Source organism: Pseudomonas sp. Tul2A7 (assembly GCF_054790505.1).
Genome location: NZ_CP186499.1, coordinates 3,840,199 through 3,856,084 on the forward strand (window position 1 = coordinate 3,840,199; position 15,886 = coordinate 3,856,084).

The following is a 15,886-nucleotide window of genomic DNA, read 5'->3' on the forward strand; positions in this document are numbered from 1 at the left end:
GCGGGTGGTCAGAGCAAGGTGATTGAAATCGTGGGAAACCCCGGATGGTTTTCGTAGGTTCGGTGGGCAACACGTGTGGGAAATCGTTCGCCGATCCCGCGTCTTTGCGTCCAAGTTTGGCCGAAACGTCGTTATCTCTGTGCTGAAGCTGTCGCTAGACTCGGGGCTCACCCAGGAGATTGTCGTCATGCACGAGTATCTGAGTCCCGGCCGCTTCATCGATAGTGACCACCCGGCGGTGGTGGAGTTCGCCGAACAACATCGGGGTGCCAGCCGCGATCCACTCGAGCAGGCGATCAGTCTTTATTACGCCGTGCGTGAGGCGGTGCGCTACAACCCCTACACCTTCAGTCGCGATCCGCAGACCTTGCGTGGCAGCTATGCGTTGGCGACGGGGGAGAGTTATTGCGTACCGAAAGCCACGCTGCTGGCGGGTTGCGCGCGGCATTGCGGGATCCCGGCGCGCATCGGTCTGGCCGATGTGAAAAATCACCTGTCGACCCCGCGTCTGCTCGAGTTGCTGAAAAGCGATATGTTCGCCATGCACGGCTATACCGAGTTCTTTCTCAATGATCGCTGGATCAAGGCAACACCGGCGTTCAACCAGAAGCTCTGCGAGTTGTTCAATGTCGCGCCGCTTGAGTTCGACGGTATCAACGACAGCGTTTTCCACCCGTTCAACCGCGACGGTGCGCAGTTGATGGAGTATCTGGTCGATCACGGTCCATTCGCCGATGTCCCGGAAACGTTCTTCTTCGAGCATCTGCAAAAGTGCTATCCGCACCTGTTCACCGATCAGCAGCCGCCATTGCTGGGCGATATGCAGAGTGATTTGAGCCGCGTCTGATCCGGCGTATGCTGCCTGCCCACTCATTTGAAAAGAGGCGGTCATGCTGAAGATCTGGGGACGGAAAAACTCATCGAATGTCAGGAAGCCGTTGTGGGCCGCCGAGGAACTCGGTCTGGCTTACGAGGCGATCGATGCCGGTGGCGCATTCGGCGTAGTCGACACTCCTGAGTACCGGGCGATGAATCCGAACGGTCGGGTGCCGGTGATCGAGGACGACGGTTTTGTGCTGTGGGAATCCAACGCCATCGTTCGCTATCTGCTGGCCAGGCATGCGCCCGACAGCAACTGGTATTCGGCCGATCCGCAAGCTCGCGCCATCGCCGACAAATGGATGGACTGGACCACGTCGAGTTTTGCCGGTCCCTTCCGCACGGTGTTCTGGGGCGTGTTGCGCACGCCGGCGGACAAGCAGGACTGGGCCGCGATCAACGCCGCGATCAAGGAATGCAATGAGCTGCTGAGCATGGCCGACAATGCCTTGGCCAGTCAGCCTTATCTTTCCGGAAAAGACATCGGCATGGGTGATATTCCGCTCGGCAGTTTCATTTATGCCTGGTTCGAGATGCCCATCGAACGCGCCCCGCAACCGCATCTGCAAGCCTGGTACAAGCGCCTGAAGCAGCGTCCGGCCTACCAGAAAGCCGTCATGACCGCGTTGACTTAATACCTACTATCGACACACTTGACTGTACTTGTACGGCGGCGGCAAGCACCATTGCGCACTTGCGCTGCGGTTCGATCCTTCGCCGCCGTCTCCTTTTTTCTTTCAATGGTGCGTAAATCAGATATGAGTTCCGCTCTGTCCATCCGGCAGCTAACCAAAACCTACGGCAACGGGTTCCAGGCCTTGAGTGGTATCGATCTGGACGTCGCCGAAGGTGATTTTTTCGCCTTGCTCGGCCCTAACGGAGCCGGCAAATCCACGACCATCGGCATTCTCTCGACCCTGGTCAACAAGACCAGCGGCAGCGTGAATATCTTCGGTCATGACCTGGACAAGAATCCTGCGCAGCTCAAGCGCTCGATCGGCGTGGTGCCCCAGGAATTCAACTTCAACCAGTTCGAAAAGACCTTCGACATCGTCGTGACCCAGGCCGGTTACTACGGCATTCCGGCGAAGATCGCCAAGGAACGCGCCGAGCAGTACCTGACCCAACTGGGCCTGTGGGACAAGCGCGATGTGCCGTCGCGTTCGTTGTCCGGCGGCATGAAGCGGCGCTTGATGATCGCTCGTGCGCTGGTACACGAACCACGTCTGCTGATCCTCGATGAACCGACCGCAGGCGTCGACATCGAGCTGCGTCGCTCGATGTGGACGTTCCTCACCGAACTGAACCAGAAAGGCATCACCATCATCCTCACCACGCACTATCTGGAAGAGGCTGAGCAGTTGTGCCGCAACATCGGCATCATCGACCACGGCACCATCGTCGAGAACACCAGCATGAAACAATTGCTGGGCCAGTTGCACGTGGAAACCTTCCTGCTGGACCTGAAAAACGACTTGCACGCCGCGCCGCAATTGCTCGGCTATCCGGCCCGGTTGATCGACGGCCACACTCTCGAAGTCCAGGTCGACAAATCCATGGGCATCACGGCGTTGTTCACCCAGTTGGCGCAGCAGAACATCGAAGTGCTGAGCCTGCGTAACAAAACCAATCGCCTCGAGGAGCTGTTCGTGTCCCTGGTGGAGAAAAATCTGTCGAAGGTGGCGGTATGAGTTCCGAATTCCGTCCCAACCTCGTCGCCCTGCAGACCATTGTTTACCGCGAGGTCAAACGCTTCACGCGGATCTGGCCGCAAACGCTGCTGCCGCCGGCGATCACCATGGTTTTGTACTTCGTGATCTTCGGTAACCTGATCGGTCGCCAGATCGGTGACATGGGTGGCTTCACTTACATGGAGTACATCGTGCCGGGGCTGATCATGATGTCGGTGATCACCAACTCCTACGGCAACGTGGTGTCGAGTTTCTTCGGCAGCAAGTTCCAGCGTTCGATCGAGGAATTGATGGTGTCGCCGGTATCGCCGCACACGATTCTGATCGGCTTCACCATTGGCGGCGTGTTGCGTGGGCTGATGGTTGGCGTGATCGTGACGATTCTGTCGCTGTTCTTCACCCATCTGCAGGTGCATCACCTCGGGGTGACCATCCTTGTGGTGGTGCTGACGGCGACGATCTTTTCGCTGCTGGGCTTTATCAACGCCGTGTTTGCGCGCAACTTCGATGATATTTCGATCATCCCGACTTTTGTGCTGACGCCGCTGACGTATCTGGGTGGGGTGTTTTACTCGATCACCTTGCTGCCGCCGTTCTGGCAGACCGTTTCGTTGGCCAACCCGGTGCTGCACATGGTCAACGCTTTTCGTTACGGCATTCTCGGTGTGTCGGATATCCGCATCGGCATCGCGATCACCTTTATGCTGGTGGCGACCGTTGTGTTGTACCTCGGTTGTGCACGGTTGCTGGTGAGTGGGCGCGGGATGCGTACCTGACTCCAGACCGAGTCGACTGCTTCGCGAGCAAGCTCGCTCCCACAGGGGATCTTCGGCACAACAAAGATCCAGTGTGGGAGCGAGCCTGCTCGCGAATGCAAACGCCACAAATCAAAACGGCCTCCCACTGCGGAGGCCGTTTTGCATTCAGCGCATGCGGCTTTTCTTGCGCCGCGCCCATTGCCGCGCGACCCACCAGCGCCAATACATCATCACCAGGCAATAGGCGAGGGCGCCAAGCACCAGCCCTACCACCACCGAGCCGAGCAGAAACGGCTGCCACAACGTCGACAATTCGCCGCTGATCCATTCCCAGGTCAGCTCATCCGGAAGATGCCGGGCGGGCACGTCCATCAAAAACGCCCCAGCCTGATAAGTGCAGAAGAACACCGCCGGCATGGTGATCGGATTGGTCAGCCACACCAGGCTGACTGCAATCGGCATGTTCCCCCGCACCATGACGGCGAGTGCGGCGGCCACCAGCATCTGCGCCGGAATCGGCAGGAATGCGGCGAACAGGCCGACCGCCATCGCCCGTGCGACCGAGTGACGATTGAGGTGCCAGAGGTTCGGGTCATGCAGCAACTTGCCGAGAAAGCGTAAGGATTTGTGTTCCCTGATGCTCGTCGGGTCGGGCATGTAACGTTTGAATAAGCGCCGGGGCATAAGGCTTCTCGGTCGGTTAAGGCGGCAAGTATGTCTGGATTCTACGAAGCGCCCATTCAGACTTTGTGACAATTGTTGACGACGGACGTGCCCGACACCCGCTATGCCTAAGTGTGGAACTCTCAAGGACGGGCTTATGCGCACAGGGATGATGGCGCTCGCAGTCGGTCTGCTGGTCGCGGTTTTTATGCCGGCATTACCGCCGGTCTGGTTGCTGCTGTTGTTGCCGGTTGTGGCTTTGATGCTGCTGCCGTTTCGCAGCTATCCGTTGGCGTTTTTGCTGTTTGGCTTCACGTGGGCCAGTGTCGGTGCGCAGTGGGCGTTGAATGACCGTTTGCCGGCCGGGCTGGATGGCGAAACCCGGTGGGTTGAAGGGCGGGTGGTCGGGTTGCCGCAGAACAGCGACGGCGTGGTGCGTTTCGAATTGGCTGATACGCTCTCCCGTCACGAAAAACTGCCACCCCTGATGCGCCTGGCCTGGTACGGCGGGCCGCCGGTCAACAGCGGCGAGCGCTGGCGTCTGGCGGTCAAGCTCAAGCGTGCCGGTGGTTTGCTCAATCCGGACGCTTTCGATTACGAGGCGTGGCTACTGGCGCAACGCATCGGTGTGACCGGCACGATCAAGGACGGCCAACGCCTGAGCGAGGCACGCTGGGCCTGGCGCGACAGTATTCGGCAGCGTTTGCTCGAGGTGGACGCACAGGGGCGGGCCGGGGCATTGGCGGCGCTGGTGCTGGGCGATGGCTCGGGACTCAGTCGCGAGGACTGGCAGATTTTGCAGGATACCGGCACCGTGCACTTGCTGGTGATTTCCGGTCAGCACATTGGCTTGCTGGCGGCGGTGATGTACATGCTGGTTGCCGGCTTGGCCCGCTTTGGCCTGTGGCCGCTGCGCTGGCCCTGGCTGCCGTGGGCCTGCGGCCTGGCATTCGCGGCTGCGCTCGGTTATGGCCTCCTTGCCGGTTTCGACGTACCGGTACAGCGCGCCTGCGTGATGGTCGGGCTGGTGCTGTTGTGGCGCCTGCGCTTTCGTCATCTTGGTGCGTGGTGGCCGTTGTTGCTGGCGTTCAATGCGGTGCTTTTGCTCGATCCCCTGGCCAGCCTGCGCCCCGGCTTCTGGTTGTCCTTTACGGCCGTAGCAGTGTTGATTTTTACCTTTGGTGGCCGCTTGGGTGGGTGGCGTTGGTGGCAAACCTGGACGCGGGCGCAATGGTTGATAGCCATCGGTCTGTGCCCGGTGTTGCTGGCACTGAATCTGCCGATCAGCCTGAGCGGGCCATTGGCAAATCTGTTGGCGGTGCCTTGGGTCAGCCTCGTGGTGTTGCCGCCGGCACTGCTCGGCACGCTGATGTTGCCGGTGCCGCATGTCGGGGAAGGTCTTTTGTGGCTGGCCGGCGGTTTGATCGACGTGCTGTTTAGCGCTTTGGCGGTGATTGCCGGGCAGTGGCCGGCATGGACAGCCGCCGCCGTGCCGGGTTGGGTCTGGTTGCTCGGCAGCCTCGGTGCCGTATTGTTGCTGTTGCCGCGCGGCGTGCCGATGCGTGCGCTGGGCTGGCCATTGCTGTTGCTATTGGTTGTGCCGCCACGCGAGCGCCTGGATGAAGGGGTGGCCGATATCTGGCAACTTGATGTTGGTCAAGGCCTGGCCATCCTGATCCGCACCCGTCATCACACGTTGCTTTACGACGCTGGACCGCGCTTTGGCGATTTCGATCTCGGCGAGCGGGTGGTGCTGCCCGCGTTGCGCAAACTCAATGTGGAAAAACTCGATTTGATGCTGCTCAGCCATGCGGACGCCGATCACGCTGGCGGCGCTTTGGCGATTACTGGTGGTTTGACCGTCGATCAAGTGATCAGCGGCGACCCGGCGGGACTGCCCGCGCAGTTGGGTGCCGAAGCCTGTGCTAGTGGGCAGCAATGGCAGTGGGACGGCGTGCGTTTTCAACTCTGGCAATGGTCGGACGCCCGCGACAGCAATCAGCGTTCCTGCGTATTGCAGATCGAGGCCAATGGCGAGCGCCTGCTGCTGACCGGCGACATCGACACCCACGCCGAACGCGTGCTGCTCGACAGTCCACTGGCCGTGCCGACGCAATGGCTGCAAGCGCCTCATCATGGCAGCCGCAGTTCATCGTCAATGGCGCTGCTCAAAGTCTTGAAGCCGGAGTCTGTGCTGATCTCCCGAGGCCATGGCAACTCCTTTGGCCATCCCCACCCAACCGTGATGGCGCGTTACCGCAAACTGGGCCTGCACATTTACGACAGCGCCGAGCAAGGCGCCATTCATCTGCAACTGGGCACCTTCACGCCGCCAATGACGATGCGTCATCAGCGCCGTTTCTGGCGTGATCCGCCCGCGCTGGCCCGCTGATCGGCATATGGGCGAATGGGGTGTCACGGTCGTCGGAGCGGCGGGTCTTAATCGCGGATCGGTATGGTAAAGTGGCGCACTTTTTCGAGGGGACTGTCACTGTGTGGGAATTGGTCAAATCCGGCGGCTGGATGATGTTGCCGATCATTCTGAGCTCCATCGCGGCCATGGCGATCGTCGCCGAGCGCCTGTGGACCCTGCGCGCCAGTCGCGTCACCCCCGAGCATCTGTTGGGCCAGGTCTGGGTGTGGATCAAGGACAAGCAGCTCAATAAAGAAAAACTCAAGGAATTGCGCGCCAATTCGCCGCTGGGGGAAATCCTCGCGGCGGGCCTGGCCAACTCCAAGCATGGTCGCGAGATCATGAAAGAGTGCATTGAAGAGGCTGCCGCCCGGGTTATTCACGAGCTCGAACGCTACGTCAATGCGCTGGGTACCATCGCTGCCATGTCGCCGCTGCTGGGTCTGTTGGGCACGGTGCTGGGCATGATCGACATATTCAGCGCCTTCACCGGTTCCGGCATGACCACCAACGCTTCGGTCCTTGCCGGCGGTATCTCCAAGGCGCTGATCACCACTGCAGCAGGCCTGATGGTGGGTATCCCGGCAGTGTTCTTCCACCGGTTCCTGCAACGCCGCATCGATGAACTGGTGGTGGGCATGGAGCAGGAAGCGATCAAACTGGTTGAGGTAGTGCAGGGCGATCGTGACGTCGATCTGGCCGAGGGCCGGGTGTGAAATTCCGTCGCAAGCCTCGGGAAACCATCGATATCAACCTTGCGTCGCTGATCGACGTGGTGTTCATTCTGCTGCTGTTTTTCGTCGTGACCACCACGTTCACTCGCGAAACCCAGTTGCGCGTTGACCTGCCGGAAGCGGTCAGCGGCTCCCCGGCCGAAGACCAGCAGCTCAAGCAGATCGACGTGGCCATCAGCGCCGAAGGCGTGTTTTCGGTGAACAACAAGATTCTGCCGAAGAACGATCTGGCGACCCTGATGGAAGCCATGCAGAGAGAGTCCAACGGTGACACCAACATGCCGTTGTCGATCAGTGCCGACGGCAAGACGCAGCATCAATCCGTGATCACCGCCATGGACGCGGCCGGCAAGCTCGGTTTCAGCCATCTGCGCATGACCACGGTCGAGGCGGCGCCCAAATCCTGATGAGCCTGTCTGATCGTTTGCTCGCCGCGTGGTATCAGGGGCATCCGGCCCTGACGCTGCTGCGGCCGCTGGAAATGTTGTATCGCCGCGTGGTGGTGGGTAAACGCCAGCGCTTTCTCGATGGCGAAGGCGAGATTTATCAGTCGCCGGTGCCGTTGATCGTGGTTGGCAATATCACCGTCGGTGGCACCGGCAAGACGCCGATGATTCTCTGGTTGATCGAACATTGCCGACGCAGCGGTTTGCGTGTCGGCGTGGTCAGCCGTGGCTACGGTGCCAAACCACCACAGCTGCCGTGGCGTGTTGAGGCCGATCAAACCGCCGATATCGCCGGCGACGAACCGCTGCTGATCGTCCAGCGCACCGGCGTGCCGCTGATGATCGACCCCAATCGCAGCGCCGCCGTCAAAGCCTTGCTCGCCAGCGAACCGCTGGATCTGATCCTCTCCGATGACGGCATGCAGCACTATCGTCTGGCGCGGGATCTGGAGCTGGTGTTGATCGACGCCGCTCGCGGCCTCGGCAACAAGCGTTGCCTGCCCGCCGGGCCTTTGCGCGAGCCGATCGAACGCCTGCAAAGCGTCGACGGCGTGCTGTTCAACGGTGCCACCGAAGATCGCGACGACGGTTTCGCTTTTCGTCTGCAACCCACCGCGCTGGTCAATCTGCGCAGTGGCGAGCGCAAATCGCTCGAGCATTTTCCGCCGGGTCAGAGCGTCCACGCCGTCGCCGGGATCGGCAATCCGCAACGTTTCTTCAATACCCTCGAAGCGCTAGACTGGCGCGCAGTCCCCCATGCGTTTGCCGACCACGCCGAATACAGCGTGCAGGCCTTGAATTTCACACCGTCATTGCCATTGGTGATGACCGAAAAGGACGCGGTGAAGTGCCGTGCCTTCGCTGCTGCCGACTGGTGGTATCTGGCGGTCGATGCCGTGCCGTCGCCGGCCTTCGTGGCCTGGTTCGACACACAGCTGATGCGCCTGTTGCCCGATCGGCTTTTGCCTTAACTCATTTATCAGGGAAAGTTCATGGACACCAAATTGCTCGACATCCTCGCGTGCCCGATCTGCAAAGGCCCGCTCAAGCTCAGCGCCGACAAGACCGAACTGATCAGCAAGGGTGCTGGTCTGGCCTATCCGATCCGAGACGGCATCCCGGTGATGCTCGAAAGCGAAGCCCGCACCCTGACCACCGACGAGCGTCTGGATAAATGACCACTGCCTTCACCGTTGTCATCCCGTCGCGTTTCGCCTCGACCCGCTTGCCGGGCAAACCGCTGCTGGACATCGCCGGCAAGCCGATGATCCAGCACGTCTGGGAACAGGCGAGCAAAAGCAGCGCCACTCGTGTGGTGGTTGCCACTGACGATGCGCGTATCGTCGAGGCCTGCCAGGCCTTTGGCGCCGAAGTGGTGCTGACCCGTGAAGATCATAACTCCGGCACCGACCGTCTGGCCGAAGTCGCGGCGAAACTGGGCCTTGAGCCTGACGCCATCGTGGTCAATGTGCAGGGTGACGAGCCGCTGATCCCTCCGAGCGTGATCGATCAGGTTGCCGCCAATCTGGCTGCCCATACCGAAGCGCGTATGGCCACGCTGGCCGAGCCGATCGAAGACGTCGACACCCTGTTCAACCCGAACGTGGTCAAGGTCGTCAGCGACCTCAACGGTCTGGCGCTGACCTTCAGTCGTGCGACCTTGCCGTGGGCGCGCGATGCCTTTGCCAAGAGCCGCGAGCAATTGCCCGAAGGTGTGCCGTACCGTCGTCACATCGGCATTTATGCCTACCGCGCCGGTTTCCTTCACGATTTTGTGAGCTGGGGCCCGTGCTGGCTGGAAAACACTGAATCGCTCGAACAACTGCGTGCCCTGTGGCACGGCGTACGCATTCATGTCGCCGATGCGCTGATCGCGCCGCCAACCGGCGTCGACACTGCCGAAGACCTTGAGCGCGTTCGTCGCCTGCTGGGGGCCTGATGCGCGTTCTGTTTGTGTGCCTGGGCAACATTTGCCGTTCGCCCACGGCCGAAGGCGTATTGCGGCACAAACTGCGTGAAGCGGGGCTGGCTGATCAAGTCGAAGTGGCTTCCGCCGGCACCGGTGACTGGCACGTCGGCAACCCGCCGGACAAACGCAGCCAGGCCGCGGCCAAAGTGCGCGGTTATGACCTGTCGGCGCAACGCGCGCAGCAGGTCAGCCGTGCCGATTTCGCCAGTTATGACCTGATTCTGGCGATGGACAACAGTAACCTGCGCAACCTCAAGGCGTTGCAGCCGTCCACCGGCAAAGCCGAGCTGGACCTGTTTCTGCGCCGCTATGCCGGGCTGGTCGATGAAGTGCCGGATCCGTATTACGACGGCGATCAGGGTTTCGAGCAGGTGCTGGATCTGATCGAAGCGGCTTGTGACCAATTGTTGATCGAAGTGAAGGGCCGGTTATGAGTTTGCAGGTGCAACCGCAGGTTTCCCTGAAACCGTTCAACAGTTTTGGCGTCGATGTGCGCGCGCAACTGTTCGCCGAAGCCCACAGCGATGCCGATGTCCGTGAGGCGCTGGCGTATGCCACCGCGCACGATGTGCCGTTGCTGGTGATCGGCGGCGGCAGCAATTTGCTGCTGACGGCGGACATTCCGGCGCTGGTATTGCGCATGGCCACCCGTGGCATCCGCGTGATCAGCGATGACGGCGACCGTGTGGTGATCGAAGCTGAAGCTGGCGAGCCTTGGCATCCGTTTGTGCAATACACCCTGGCGCAGGGTTTTTCCGGACTGGAAAACCTCAGCCTGATTCCCGGCACGGTCGGCGCTGCGCCAATGCAGAACATCGGTGCCTACGGTGTCGAGATCAAGGATGTATTTGCCGGGCTCACCGCGCTGGATCGCCAGACCGGCGAACTGCGCGACTTTACACTCGAAGAATGCAACTTCGCCTACCGCGACAGCCTGTTCAAGCAACAGCCGGGACGCTGGCTGATTCTGCGCGTGCGTTTTACCCTCGACCGCGTCGCGCACCTGCATCTGGAATACGGCCCGGTGCGCCAGCGCCTGACCGAGCAGGGCATCGAGCAGCCGACGCCGACCGATGTCAGTCGCGCGATTTGCAGCATCCGCAGTGAAAAACTGCCGGACCCGGCAGTGCTCGGCAATGCCGGCAGCTTCTTCAAGAATCCGCTGGTGTCGGCGGCCATCGTCGCGCAGATCAAAGCGCAGCATCCGGATGTGGTGGCTTACGCGCAACCGGACGGGCAGATGAAACTGGCTGCTGGCTGGTTGATCGAGCGCGCTGGCTGGAAGGGTTTCCGTGAGGCCGATGCCGGCGTGCATAAATTGCAGGCACTGGTGCTGGTCAATTACGGCACGGCGACCGGTCTGCAACTGCTCGATCTGGCGCAACGCATCCAGAAAGACATTGCCGAACGTTTCAATGTCGAGCTGGAAATGGAGCCTAACCGCTATTGAGGCTACGCTTTCAAAAAGCCATCCGAAGCCCTGCACTGATAAAAAAGTGCAGGGCTTTTTTGTTAACGCTGGGTTAACTTAGCGAGCTAACGATAGCCGTCATTTGCTCCACCAAAGGCCCGGTGCAGACGTTCCCGTCAGCACAAGAGAGCCTGATTAGCCTGAGTCGATCTGCGCGAACCACACCGCTGATTTTCCGGCGGCAGATTGCTCGACCCCATAACCACTAAAAATATGCGGGCGTGCCCATGATTACCCTGAAACTCAACGGTCAAGACCATCCCCTCGATGTCACTGAAGACATGCCGCTGTTGTGGGCGATTCGTGATGTCGCCGGTTACAACGGCACCAAATTCGGCTGCGGCATGGGCCTGTGCGGCGCGTGCACCATTCATATCGATGGCTTGCCGGCGCGCAGTTGCATCACGCCGATCGGTTCGGTGGTCGGCCAGAACGTCACCACCATCGACAACCTGCACGCTGACCCGGTCGGCCAGGTGGTCCAGCAAGCCTGGCTCGACACGGCTGTAGCGCAATGCGGTTTCTGTCAGGGCGGGCAAATCATGTCGGCCACTGCATTGCTCAAGACCAATCCGAATCCGAGCGACGAGCAGATCGAAGAAGCCATGGTCGGCAACATTTGCCGCTGCGGCACCTATAACCGGATCAAGACTGCGATCCGCCAAGCCTCCACCCATTTGAAGGAGGCCAAGGCATGAGCCGCCTGCCGAATGATTTCGCCCTGAGCAATCTCAGCCGTCGCGGTTTCCTCAAAGGCATTGGCGCCACTAGCGCGCTGGTGCTGGCGGCGAGTTGGGGCTGGCAGGATGCGTTGGCCGAGGACAAGCCGAAACAGTTCGGCGCCGATGGCATGCCCAATGGCTGGATCGATGATCCGAAGGTCTACGTCAGCATCGCCGCCGACGGCACCGTCACCGTTGTGTGCAACCGTTCGGAAATGGGTCAGGGTGTGCGCACCAGTCTGACCATGGTCGTTGCCGATGAGCTGGAAGCCGACTGGGCGCACGTCAAAGTGCAGCAGGCGCCGGGTGATGAAGTTCGCTTCGGCAATCAGGATACCGACGGCTCGCGCAGCATGCGTCACTGGTACGAGCCGATGCGGCGTTGCGGCGCGGCGGCGCGCACCATGCTTGAGCAGGCCGCCGCTGCGCAGTGGAAAGTGCCGGTCGGCGAATGCCACGCGCAGTTGCATAAAATCATTCACAAACCGTCCGGCCGTGAGCTGGGCTATGGCGAACTCGCCGCCGCAGCCAGTGCGTTGCCAGTACCAGCGCGTAACAGCCTGCGCCTCAAGCAGCCGTCGGAGTTTCGCTACATCGGCAAGGAAGGCAGCAAAGCCATCGACGGCGCCGACATCGTCAACGGTCGTGCGGTGTTTGGCGCCGATGTGCATTTCGATGGCATGTTGTACGCGACCATCGCCCGTCCGGCGGTTTACGGCGGCAAGGTCAAATCAGTGGATGACAGCGCCGCACTGAAAGTCCCCGGCGTGCTCAAAGTGCTGCAGATCGAAAGCCGGCCGCTGCCTTCGGAGTTTCAGCCGTTGGGTGGCGTGGCAGTCGTCGCCAGCAATACCTGGGCAGCGATCAAGGGCCGTGAGGCGCTGAAGATCGAATGGGATGACGGCCCGAACGCCAGTTACGACTCGATTGCTTATCGCAAGGAACTGGAAGCCGCCTCGCTGAAACCCGGCAAAGTGGTGCGCAACACTGGCGATATCGACAAGGCCCTGAGCGGCGCCGCGAGTACGCTCGAAGCGTCGTACTATTTGCCACATCTGGCACAGTCGCCGATGGAGCCGATGGTCGCCATCGCCCGTTACAAGGATGGTGTCTGCGAAGCCTGGGCGCCGAGTCAGGCACCGCAAGTCACCCGCGAGCGCATTGCCGAGCGTCTTGGGCTGCCTTTCGACAATGTCACCTTTAATGTCACGTTGCTTGGCGGCGGTTTCGGTCGCAAATCGAAGCCGGATTTCGTTGTTGAAGCAGCGATTCTCGCCAAAGAGTTTCCCGGCAAAGCCGTACGGGTGCAGTGGACGCGTGAGGATGACATCCACAACTCGTATTTCCACACTGTGTCTGCTGAGTACCTCAAGGCGGGCGTGGGCAAGGACGGCATGCCGTCCGGCTGGTTGCATCGGACCGTGGCACCGAGCATCACTGCGTTGTTCGCGCCGGGCATGAACCATGAAGCCGCGTTCGAACTGGGCATGGGTTTTACCAACATGGCTTACGCGATTCCCAATGTGCGCCTGGAAAACCCTGAGGCGACCGTGCACACGCGGGTTGGTTGGTATCGCTCGGTGTCGAACATTCCCCACGGTTTCGCGATCCAGAGTTTCGTCGATGAGCTGGCGCACAAGGCCGGAGAAGATCCGCTCAAATACCAGATCAAACTGCTCGGCCCGGATCGGCAGATCGACCCGCGCACCTTGAGCGAAGAGTGGAACTACGGTGAATCTCCCGAGCGGTATCCGATCGACACCGGACGCATGCGCACCGTGCTGGAAACCGCCGCGAAAGCAGCCGGTTGGGGGCGCAAACTGCCCAAGGGTCGGGGTCTTGGCCTGGCGGTGCACTACAGCTTCGTCACCTATGTGGCAGCGGTGATTGAAGTTGAGGTCAAAGACGACGGCACGCTGATCGTCCACAAGGCTGACATCGCCGTTGATTGCGGGCCGCAGATCAACCCTGAACGTATCCGTTCGCAGTTCGAAGGCGCCTGCGTGATGGGCCTCGGTAATGCCGTGCTGGGCGAAATCAGCTTCAAGGACGGCAAGGTCCAGCAGGACAATTTCCATATGTACGAAGTGGCGCGCATGTCGCTGGCGCCGAAGGAAGTTGCCGTGCATCTGGTGACGCCGCCGGGTGACGTGCCCTTGGGTGGTGTCGGCGAACCGGGCGTACCGCCAATTGCTCCAGCCTTGTGTAACGCGATCTTCGCCGCCACCGGCAAGCGCATCCGCAACCTGCCGGTGCGCTATCAGTTGCAGGGCTGGCAGAAGGCAGAGGCGTAATGGACAGCGTCGACCTCAATGTTCTGCGCAGCGTCCTCGAATGGCGCCGCGCCGGACAGCGGGTGGTGCTGTTCAGCGTGGTGCAGACCTGGGGCACGGCGCCGCGTGCGCCTGGCGCCATGCTCGCCTTGCGCGAAGATGGCGTGGTGATCGGTTCGGTGTCGGGCGGCTGTGTCGAGGATGACTTGATTGCCCGTCTGCACGATGGCCGCATTGCCACCGATGGGCCGCCAGTGCAATTGATCACTTACGGGGTAACCCGTGAAGAGGCCGCGCGCTTCGGATTGCCTTGTGGCGGCACTTTGCGGCTGACCGAAGAACGGGTCGGCGACCCTGCGTGGGTTGCCGATTTGCTGGCCCGTTGCGAGGCTCACGAGATCGTTGCGCGCGAGTTGAACATCGAAACCGGTGAAGTGGTTTTGACGTCGGCGAGTAAATCCGATGCGCTGGAATTCGATGGCAAAACCCTGCGGGCCATTTACGGCCCGCGCTGGCGTCTGCTGTTGATCGGCGCCGGGCAATTGTCGCGCTACGTCGCGGACATGGCGCGACTGCTGGATTTCGAAGTGCTGATCTGCGATCCGCGCAGCGAATTCGTTTACGGCTGGGAAGAGCATCACGGTCGCTTCGTCCCGGGCATGCCGGATGACGCGGTGTTGAGCATCCAGACCGATGAGCGCACAGCAATTGTCGCGTTGACTCACGATCCGCGTCTGGATGACATGGCGCTGCTCACGGCGCTGGATTCGCCAGCCTTCTATGTCGGCGCTCTCGGCTCTCGAGTCAACAGCCAGAAGCGCCGGGAAAATCTGGCTCAGCTAGGCTTGTCGGTACAGGCGATCGATCGACTGCACGGGCCGATCGGTTTGCACATTGGCAGTCATTCGCCGGCGGAAATTGCCTTGTCCTTGCTGGCGGAAATTGTCGCGATCAAGAACGGCGTCGAGTTGAAGCAGAAGAAAACACTGGAGGACGCATGAGTCGATCCATTGCGGTAATTGTGCTGGCTGCAGGCGAGGGCAGCCGCTTTCGCCAGGTGGCAGGTGCCGACAAAGACAAGTTGCTGGCGGACTGTACCGGGCGTGATGGCGCGGTGCGTTCGGTGATCGAGCAGGTGTTGGTGAATCTGCCGGCCAGTCTGGATAAGCGCGTACTCGTGACAGCTGAAGCACGACCGCAGGCGATGCGCATGGCACAGGCGTATGGCTGTGAAGTTGTCTCGATCGAGTCGACCGGAATGGGTGACAGCATTGCCGCCGGGGTTGCAGCTTGCCCAGATGCCGATGGCTGGTTGATTGTGCTGGGGGATATGCCGTTTATCTTGCCGTCGAGTATCGAGCGGGTGGTTGCGGCGATTGCTGACGATGCGGTGAGCGTGCCGGTGCAGGAGGGCGAGTTTGGTCATCCGGTGGGGTTTGGGCGGTCGTTTGGTTTGGGGTTGCAGGCGTTGAGCGGCGATCGTGGGGCTCGGCCTTTGTTCAAGCAGGGTAGGGTGGTGGAGATTGCCGTCGATGACCCAGGTGTGCTGTGGGATATCGATGTGCCTGAGGCTTTGGTTTTTGCCTCGTCTTGAGATCTGTGTGAATTCCTTAGAAGCCCTCACCCTAACCCTCCCGAAACGTCGGACCGCCCAGAGGGAGAGGGGACTGACCGAGGTGTTCTTTCAAGGTACACCGACCTGAAACTTCGAGTCGAACTCCGGCCTTGAAGCACACGGAGATCGGCTCCCTTTCCCCCTCGCCCCGTGGGGAGAGGGCTGGGGTGAGGGGGTTGGGTCTAGAGTCCACCACAAAAAATCGAGGCATAAAAAAGCCCCGCCAGGTTTTCACCGGACGGGGCTTTTTAA

17 protein-coding genes are annotated in these 15,886 nt (G+C 60.7%); 16 read left to right on the forward strand and 1 reads right to left on the reverse strand.

Going from position 1 to position 15,886, the window contains the following annotated elements:
- The first annotated feature begins 187 nt into the window (after positions 1-187).
- The 4 genes from ACOYXJ_RS17295 (at position 188) to ACOYXJ_RS17310 (ending at position 3,346) form a co-directional block, all read left to right on the forward strand.
- Entirely contained in the window at positions 188-847 is a 660-nt protein-coding gene (locus ACOYXJ_RS17295) for a transglutaminase-like domain-containing protein (RefSeq protein WP_460370651.1), read from the forward strand.
- A 43-nt stretch (positions 848-890) separates the two neighbouring features.
- On the forward strand, positions 891-1,514 hold the full coding sequence (locus ACOYXJ_RS17300) for a glutathione S-transferase family protein (protein ID WP_460370653.1): 624 nt from the start codon (positions 891-893) through the stop codon (positions 1,512-1,514).
- A 123-nt stretch (positions 1,515-1,637) separates the two neighbouring features.
- Positions 1,638-2,570, forward strand: coding sequence for an ABC transporter ATP-binding protein (locus ACOYXJ_RS17305; protein ID WP_460370655.1), 933 nt, complete (start codon positions 1,638-1,640; stop codon positions 2,568-2,570).
- On the forward strand, positions 2,567-3,346 hold the full coding sequence (locus ACOYXJ_RS17310; protein ID WP_007908200.1) for an ABC transporter permease: 780 nt from the start codon (positions 2,567-2,569) through the stop codon (positions 3,344-3,346). The genes ACOYXJ_RS17305 and ACOYXJ_RS17310 overlap by 4 nt, the downstream gene beginning before the upstream one ends.
- A 147-nt stretch (positions 3,347-3,493) precedes the next feature.
- Here ACOYXJ_RS17310 and ACOYXJ_RS17315 read toward each other — a convergent pair whose 3' ends face one another.
- A complete protein-coding gene (locus ACOYXJ_RS17315) occupies positions 3,494-4,012 on the reverse strand; it encodes a DUF2062 domain-containing protein (protein ID WP_007908202.1) in 519 nt (172 codons plus the stop codon).
- 136 nt (positions 4,013-4,148) lie between these two features.
- Here ACOYXJ_RS17315 and ACOYXJ_RS17320 point away from each other — a divergent pair, with 136 nt between their 5' ends.
- The 12 genes from ACOYXJ_RS17320 to ACOYXJ_RS17375 all read left to right on the forward strand — a co-directional run bounded on the left by ACOYXJ_RS17320 (position 4,149) and on the right by ACOYXJ_RS17375 (position 15,613).
- A complete protein-coding gene (locus ACOYXJ_RS17320; RefSeq protein WP_460370658.1) occupies positions 4,149-6,383 on the forward strand; it encodes a DNA internalization-related competence protein ComEC/Rec2 in 2,235 nt (744 codons plus the stop codon).
- A 101-nt stretch (positions 6,384-6,484) separates the two neighbouring features.
- Positions 6,485-7,120 (forward strand): MotA/TolQ/ExbB proton channel family protein, encoded by a 636-nt coding sequence (locus ACOYXJ_RS17325; RefSeq protein ID WP_038364506.1) that lies wholly within the window; start codon positions 6,485-6,487, stop codon positions 7,118-7,120.
- On the forward strand, positions 7,117-7,545 hold the full coding sequence (locus ACOYXJ_RS17330; RefSeq protein ID WP_420646504.1) for an ExbD/TolR family protein: 429 nt from the start codon (positions 7,117-7,119) through the stop codon (positions 7,543-7,545). Before ACOYXJ_RS17325 ends, ACOYXJ_RS17330 begins: the two co-directional genes overlap by 4 nt.
- Positions 7,545-8,555, forward strand: coding sequence for a tetraacyldisaccharide 4'-kinase (lpxK, locus tag ACOYXJ_RS17335; RefSeq protein ID WP_460370661.1), 1,011 nt, complete (start codon positions 7,545-7,547; stop codon positions 8,553-8,555). Before ACOYXJ_RS17330 ends, lpxK begins: the two co-directional genes overlap by 1 nt.
- A gap of 21 nt (positions 8,556-8,576) precedes the next feature.
- On the forward strand, positions 8,577-8,762 hold the full coding sequence (locus tag ACOYXJ_RS17340; protein WP_003174668.1) for a Trm112 family protein: 186 nt from the start codon (positions 8,577-8,579) through the stop codon (positions 8,760-8,762).
- The gene (gene kdsB / locus ACOYXJ_RS17345; protein ID WP_150793143.1) at positions 8,759-9,523 is read left to right on the forward strand and encodes a 3-deoxy-manno-octulosonate cytidylyltransferase; all 765 of its coding nucleotides are present in this window, start codon (positions 8,759-8,761) and stop codon (positions 9,521-9,523) included. Before ACOYXJ_RS17340 ends, kdsB begins: the two co-directional genes overlap by 4 nt.
- Positions 9,523-9,987 (forward strand): low molecular weight protein-tyrosine-phosphatase, encoded by a 465-nt coding sequence (locus ACOYXJ_RS17350; RefSeq protein ID WP_102900035.1) that lies wholly within the window; start codon positions 9,523-9,525, stop codon positions 9,985-9,987. Before kdsB ends, ACOYXJ_RS17350 begins: the two co-directional genes overlap by 1 nt.
- Positions 9,984-11,003 (forward strand): UDP-N-acetylmuramate dehydrogenase, encoded by a 1,020-nt coding sequence (gene murB, locus ACOYXJ_RS17355; RefSeq protein ID WP_460370664.1) that lies wholly within the window; start codon positions 9,984-9,986, stop codon positions 11,001-11,003. The genes ACOYXJ_RS17350 and murB overlap by 4 nt, the downstream gene beginning before the upstream one ends.
- A 248-nt stretch (positions 11,004-11,251) precedes the next feature.
- Positions 11,252-11,722 (forward strand): (2Fe-2S)-binding protein, encoded by a 471-nt coding sequence (locus ACOYXJ_RS17360; RefSeq protein WP_095048621.1) that lies wholly within the window; start codon positions 11,252-11,254, stop codon positions 11,720-11,722.
- Positions 11,719-14,040: a xanthine dehydrogenase family protein molybdopterin-binding subunit gene (locus ACOYXJ_RS17365; RefSeq protein ID WP_460370667.1), complete on the forward strand. Its 2,322-nt coding sequence runs from the start codon at positions 11,719-11,721 to the stop codon at positions 14,038-14,040. Before ACOYXJ_RS17360 ends, ACOYXJ_RS17365 begins: the two co-directional genes overlap by 4 nt.
- On the forward strand, positions 14,040-15,020 hold the full coding sequence (locus ACOYXJ_RS17370; RefSeq protein ID WP_460370669.1) for an XdhC family protein: 981 nt from the start codon (positions 14,040-14,042) through the stop codon (positions 15,018-15,020). The genes ACOYXJ_RS17365 and ACOYXJ_RS17370 overlap by 1 nt, the downstream gene beginning before the upstream one ends.
- Positions 15,017-15,613 carry a nucleotidyltransferase family protein gene (locus tag ACOYXJ_RS17375; RefSeq protein ID WP_460370672.1) on the forward strand — a complete coding sequence of 199 codons (597 nt, stop codon included), beginning with the start codon at positions 15,017-15,019 and terminating at the stop codon, positions 15,611-15,613. The genes ACOYXJ_RS17370 and ACOYXJ_RS17375 overlap by 4 nt, the downstream gene beginning before the upstream one ends.
- The last annotated feature ends 273 nt before the right edge of the window (positions 15,614-15,886 follow it).

Excerpts from the sequence above, each read along its gene's own strand:
- ACOYXJ_RS17295 (WP_460370651.1), top strand. The coding sequence starts at position 188 with ATGCACGAGTATCTGAGTCCCGGCCGCTTCATCGATAGTGACCACCCG.
- ACOYXJ_RS17300 (WP_460370653.1), top strand. The coding sequence starts at position 891 with ATGCTGAAGATCTGGGGACGGAAAAACTCATCGAATGTCAGGAAGCCG.
- ACOYXJ_RS17305 (WP_460370655.1), top strand. The coding sequence starts at position 1,638 with ATGAGTTCCGCTCTGTCCATCCGGCAGCTAACCAAAACCTACGGCAAC.
- ACOYXJ_RS17310 (WP_007908200.1), top strand. The coding sequence starts at position 2,567 with ATGAGTTCCGAATTCCGTCCCAACCTCGTCGCCCTGCAGACCATTGTT.
- ACOYXJ_RS17315 (WP_007908202.1), bottom strand. The coding sequence starts at position 4,012 with ATGCCCCGGCGCTTATTCAAACGTTACATGCCCGACCCGACGAGCATC.
- ACOYXJ_RS17320 (WP_460370658.1), top strand. The coding sequence starts at position 4,149 with ATGCGCACAGGGATGATGGCGCTCGCAGTCGGTCTGCTGGTCGCGGTT.
- lpxK (WP_460370661.1), top strand. The coding sequence starts at position 7,545 with ATGAGCCTGTCTGATCGTTTGCTCGCCGCGTGGTATCAGGGGCATCCG.
- ACOYXJ_RS17340 (WP_003174668.1), top strand. The coding sequence starts at position 8,577 with ATGGACACCAAATTGCTCGACATCCTCGCGTGCCCGATCTGCAAAGGC.
- kdsB (WP_150793143.1), top strand. The coding sequence starts at position 8,759 with ATGACCACTGCCTTCACCGTTGTCATCCCGTCGCGTTTCGCCTCGACC.
- ACOYXJ_RS17350 (WP_102900035.1), top strand. The coding sequence starts at position 9,523 with ATGCGCGTTCTGTTTGTGTGCCTGGGCAACATTTGCCGTTCGCCCACG.
- murB (WP_460370664.1), top strand. The coding sequence starts at position 9,984 with ATGAGTTTGCAGGTGCAACCGCAGGTTTCCCTGAAACCGTTCAACAGT.
- ACOYXJ_RS17360 (WP_095048621.1), top strand. The coding sequence starts at position 11,252 with ATGATTACCCTGAAACTCAACGGTCAAGACCATCCCCTCGATGTCACT.
- ACOYXJ_RS17365 (WP_460370667.1), top strand. The coding sequence starts at position 11,719 with ATGAGCCGCCTGCCGAATGATTTCGCCCTGAGCAATCTCAGCCGTCGC.
- ACOYXJ_RS17370 (WP_460370669.1), top strand. The coding sequence starts at position 14,040 with ATGGACAGCGTCGACCTCAATGTTCTGCGCAGCGTCCTCGAATGGCGC.
- ACOYXJ_RS17375 (WP_460370672.1), top strand. The coding sequence starts at position 15,017 with ATGAGTCGATCCATTGCGGTAATTGTGCTGGCTGCAGGCGAGGGCAGC.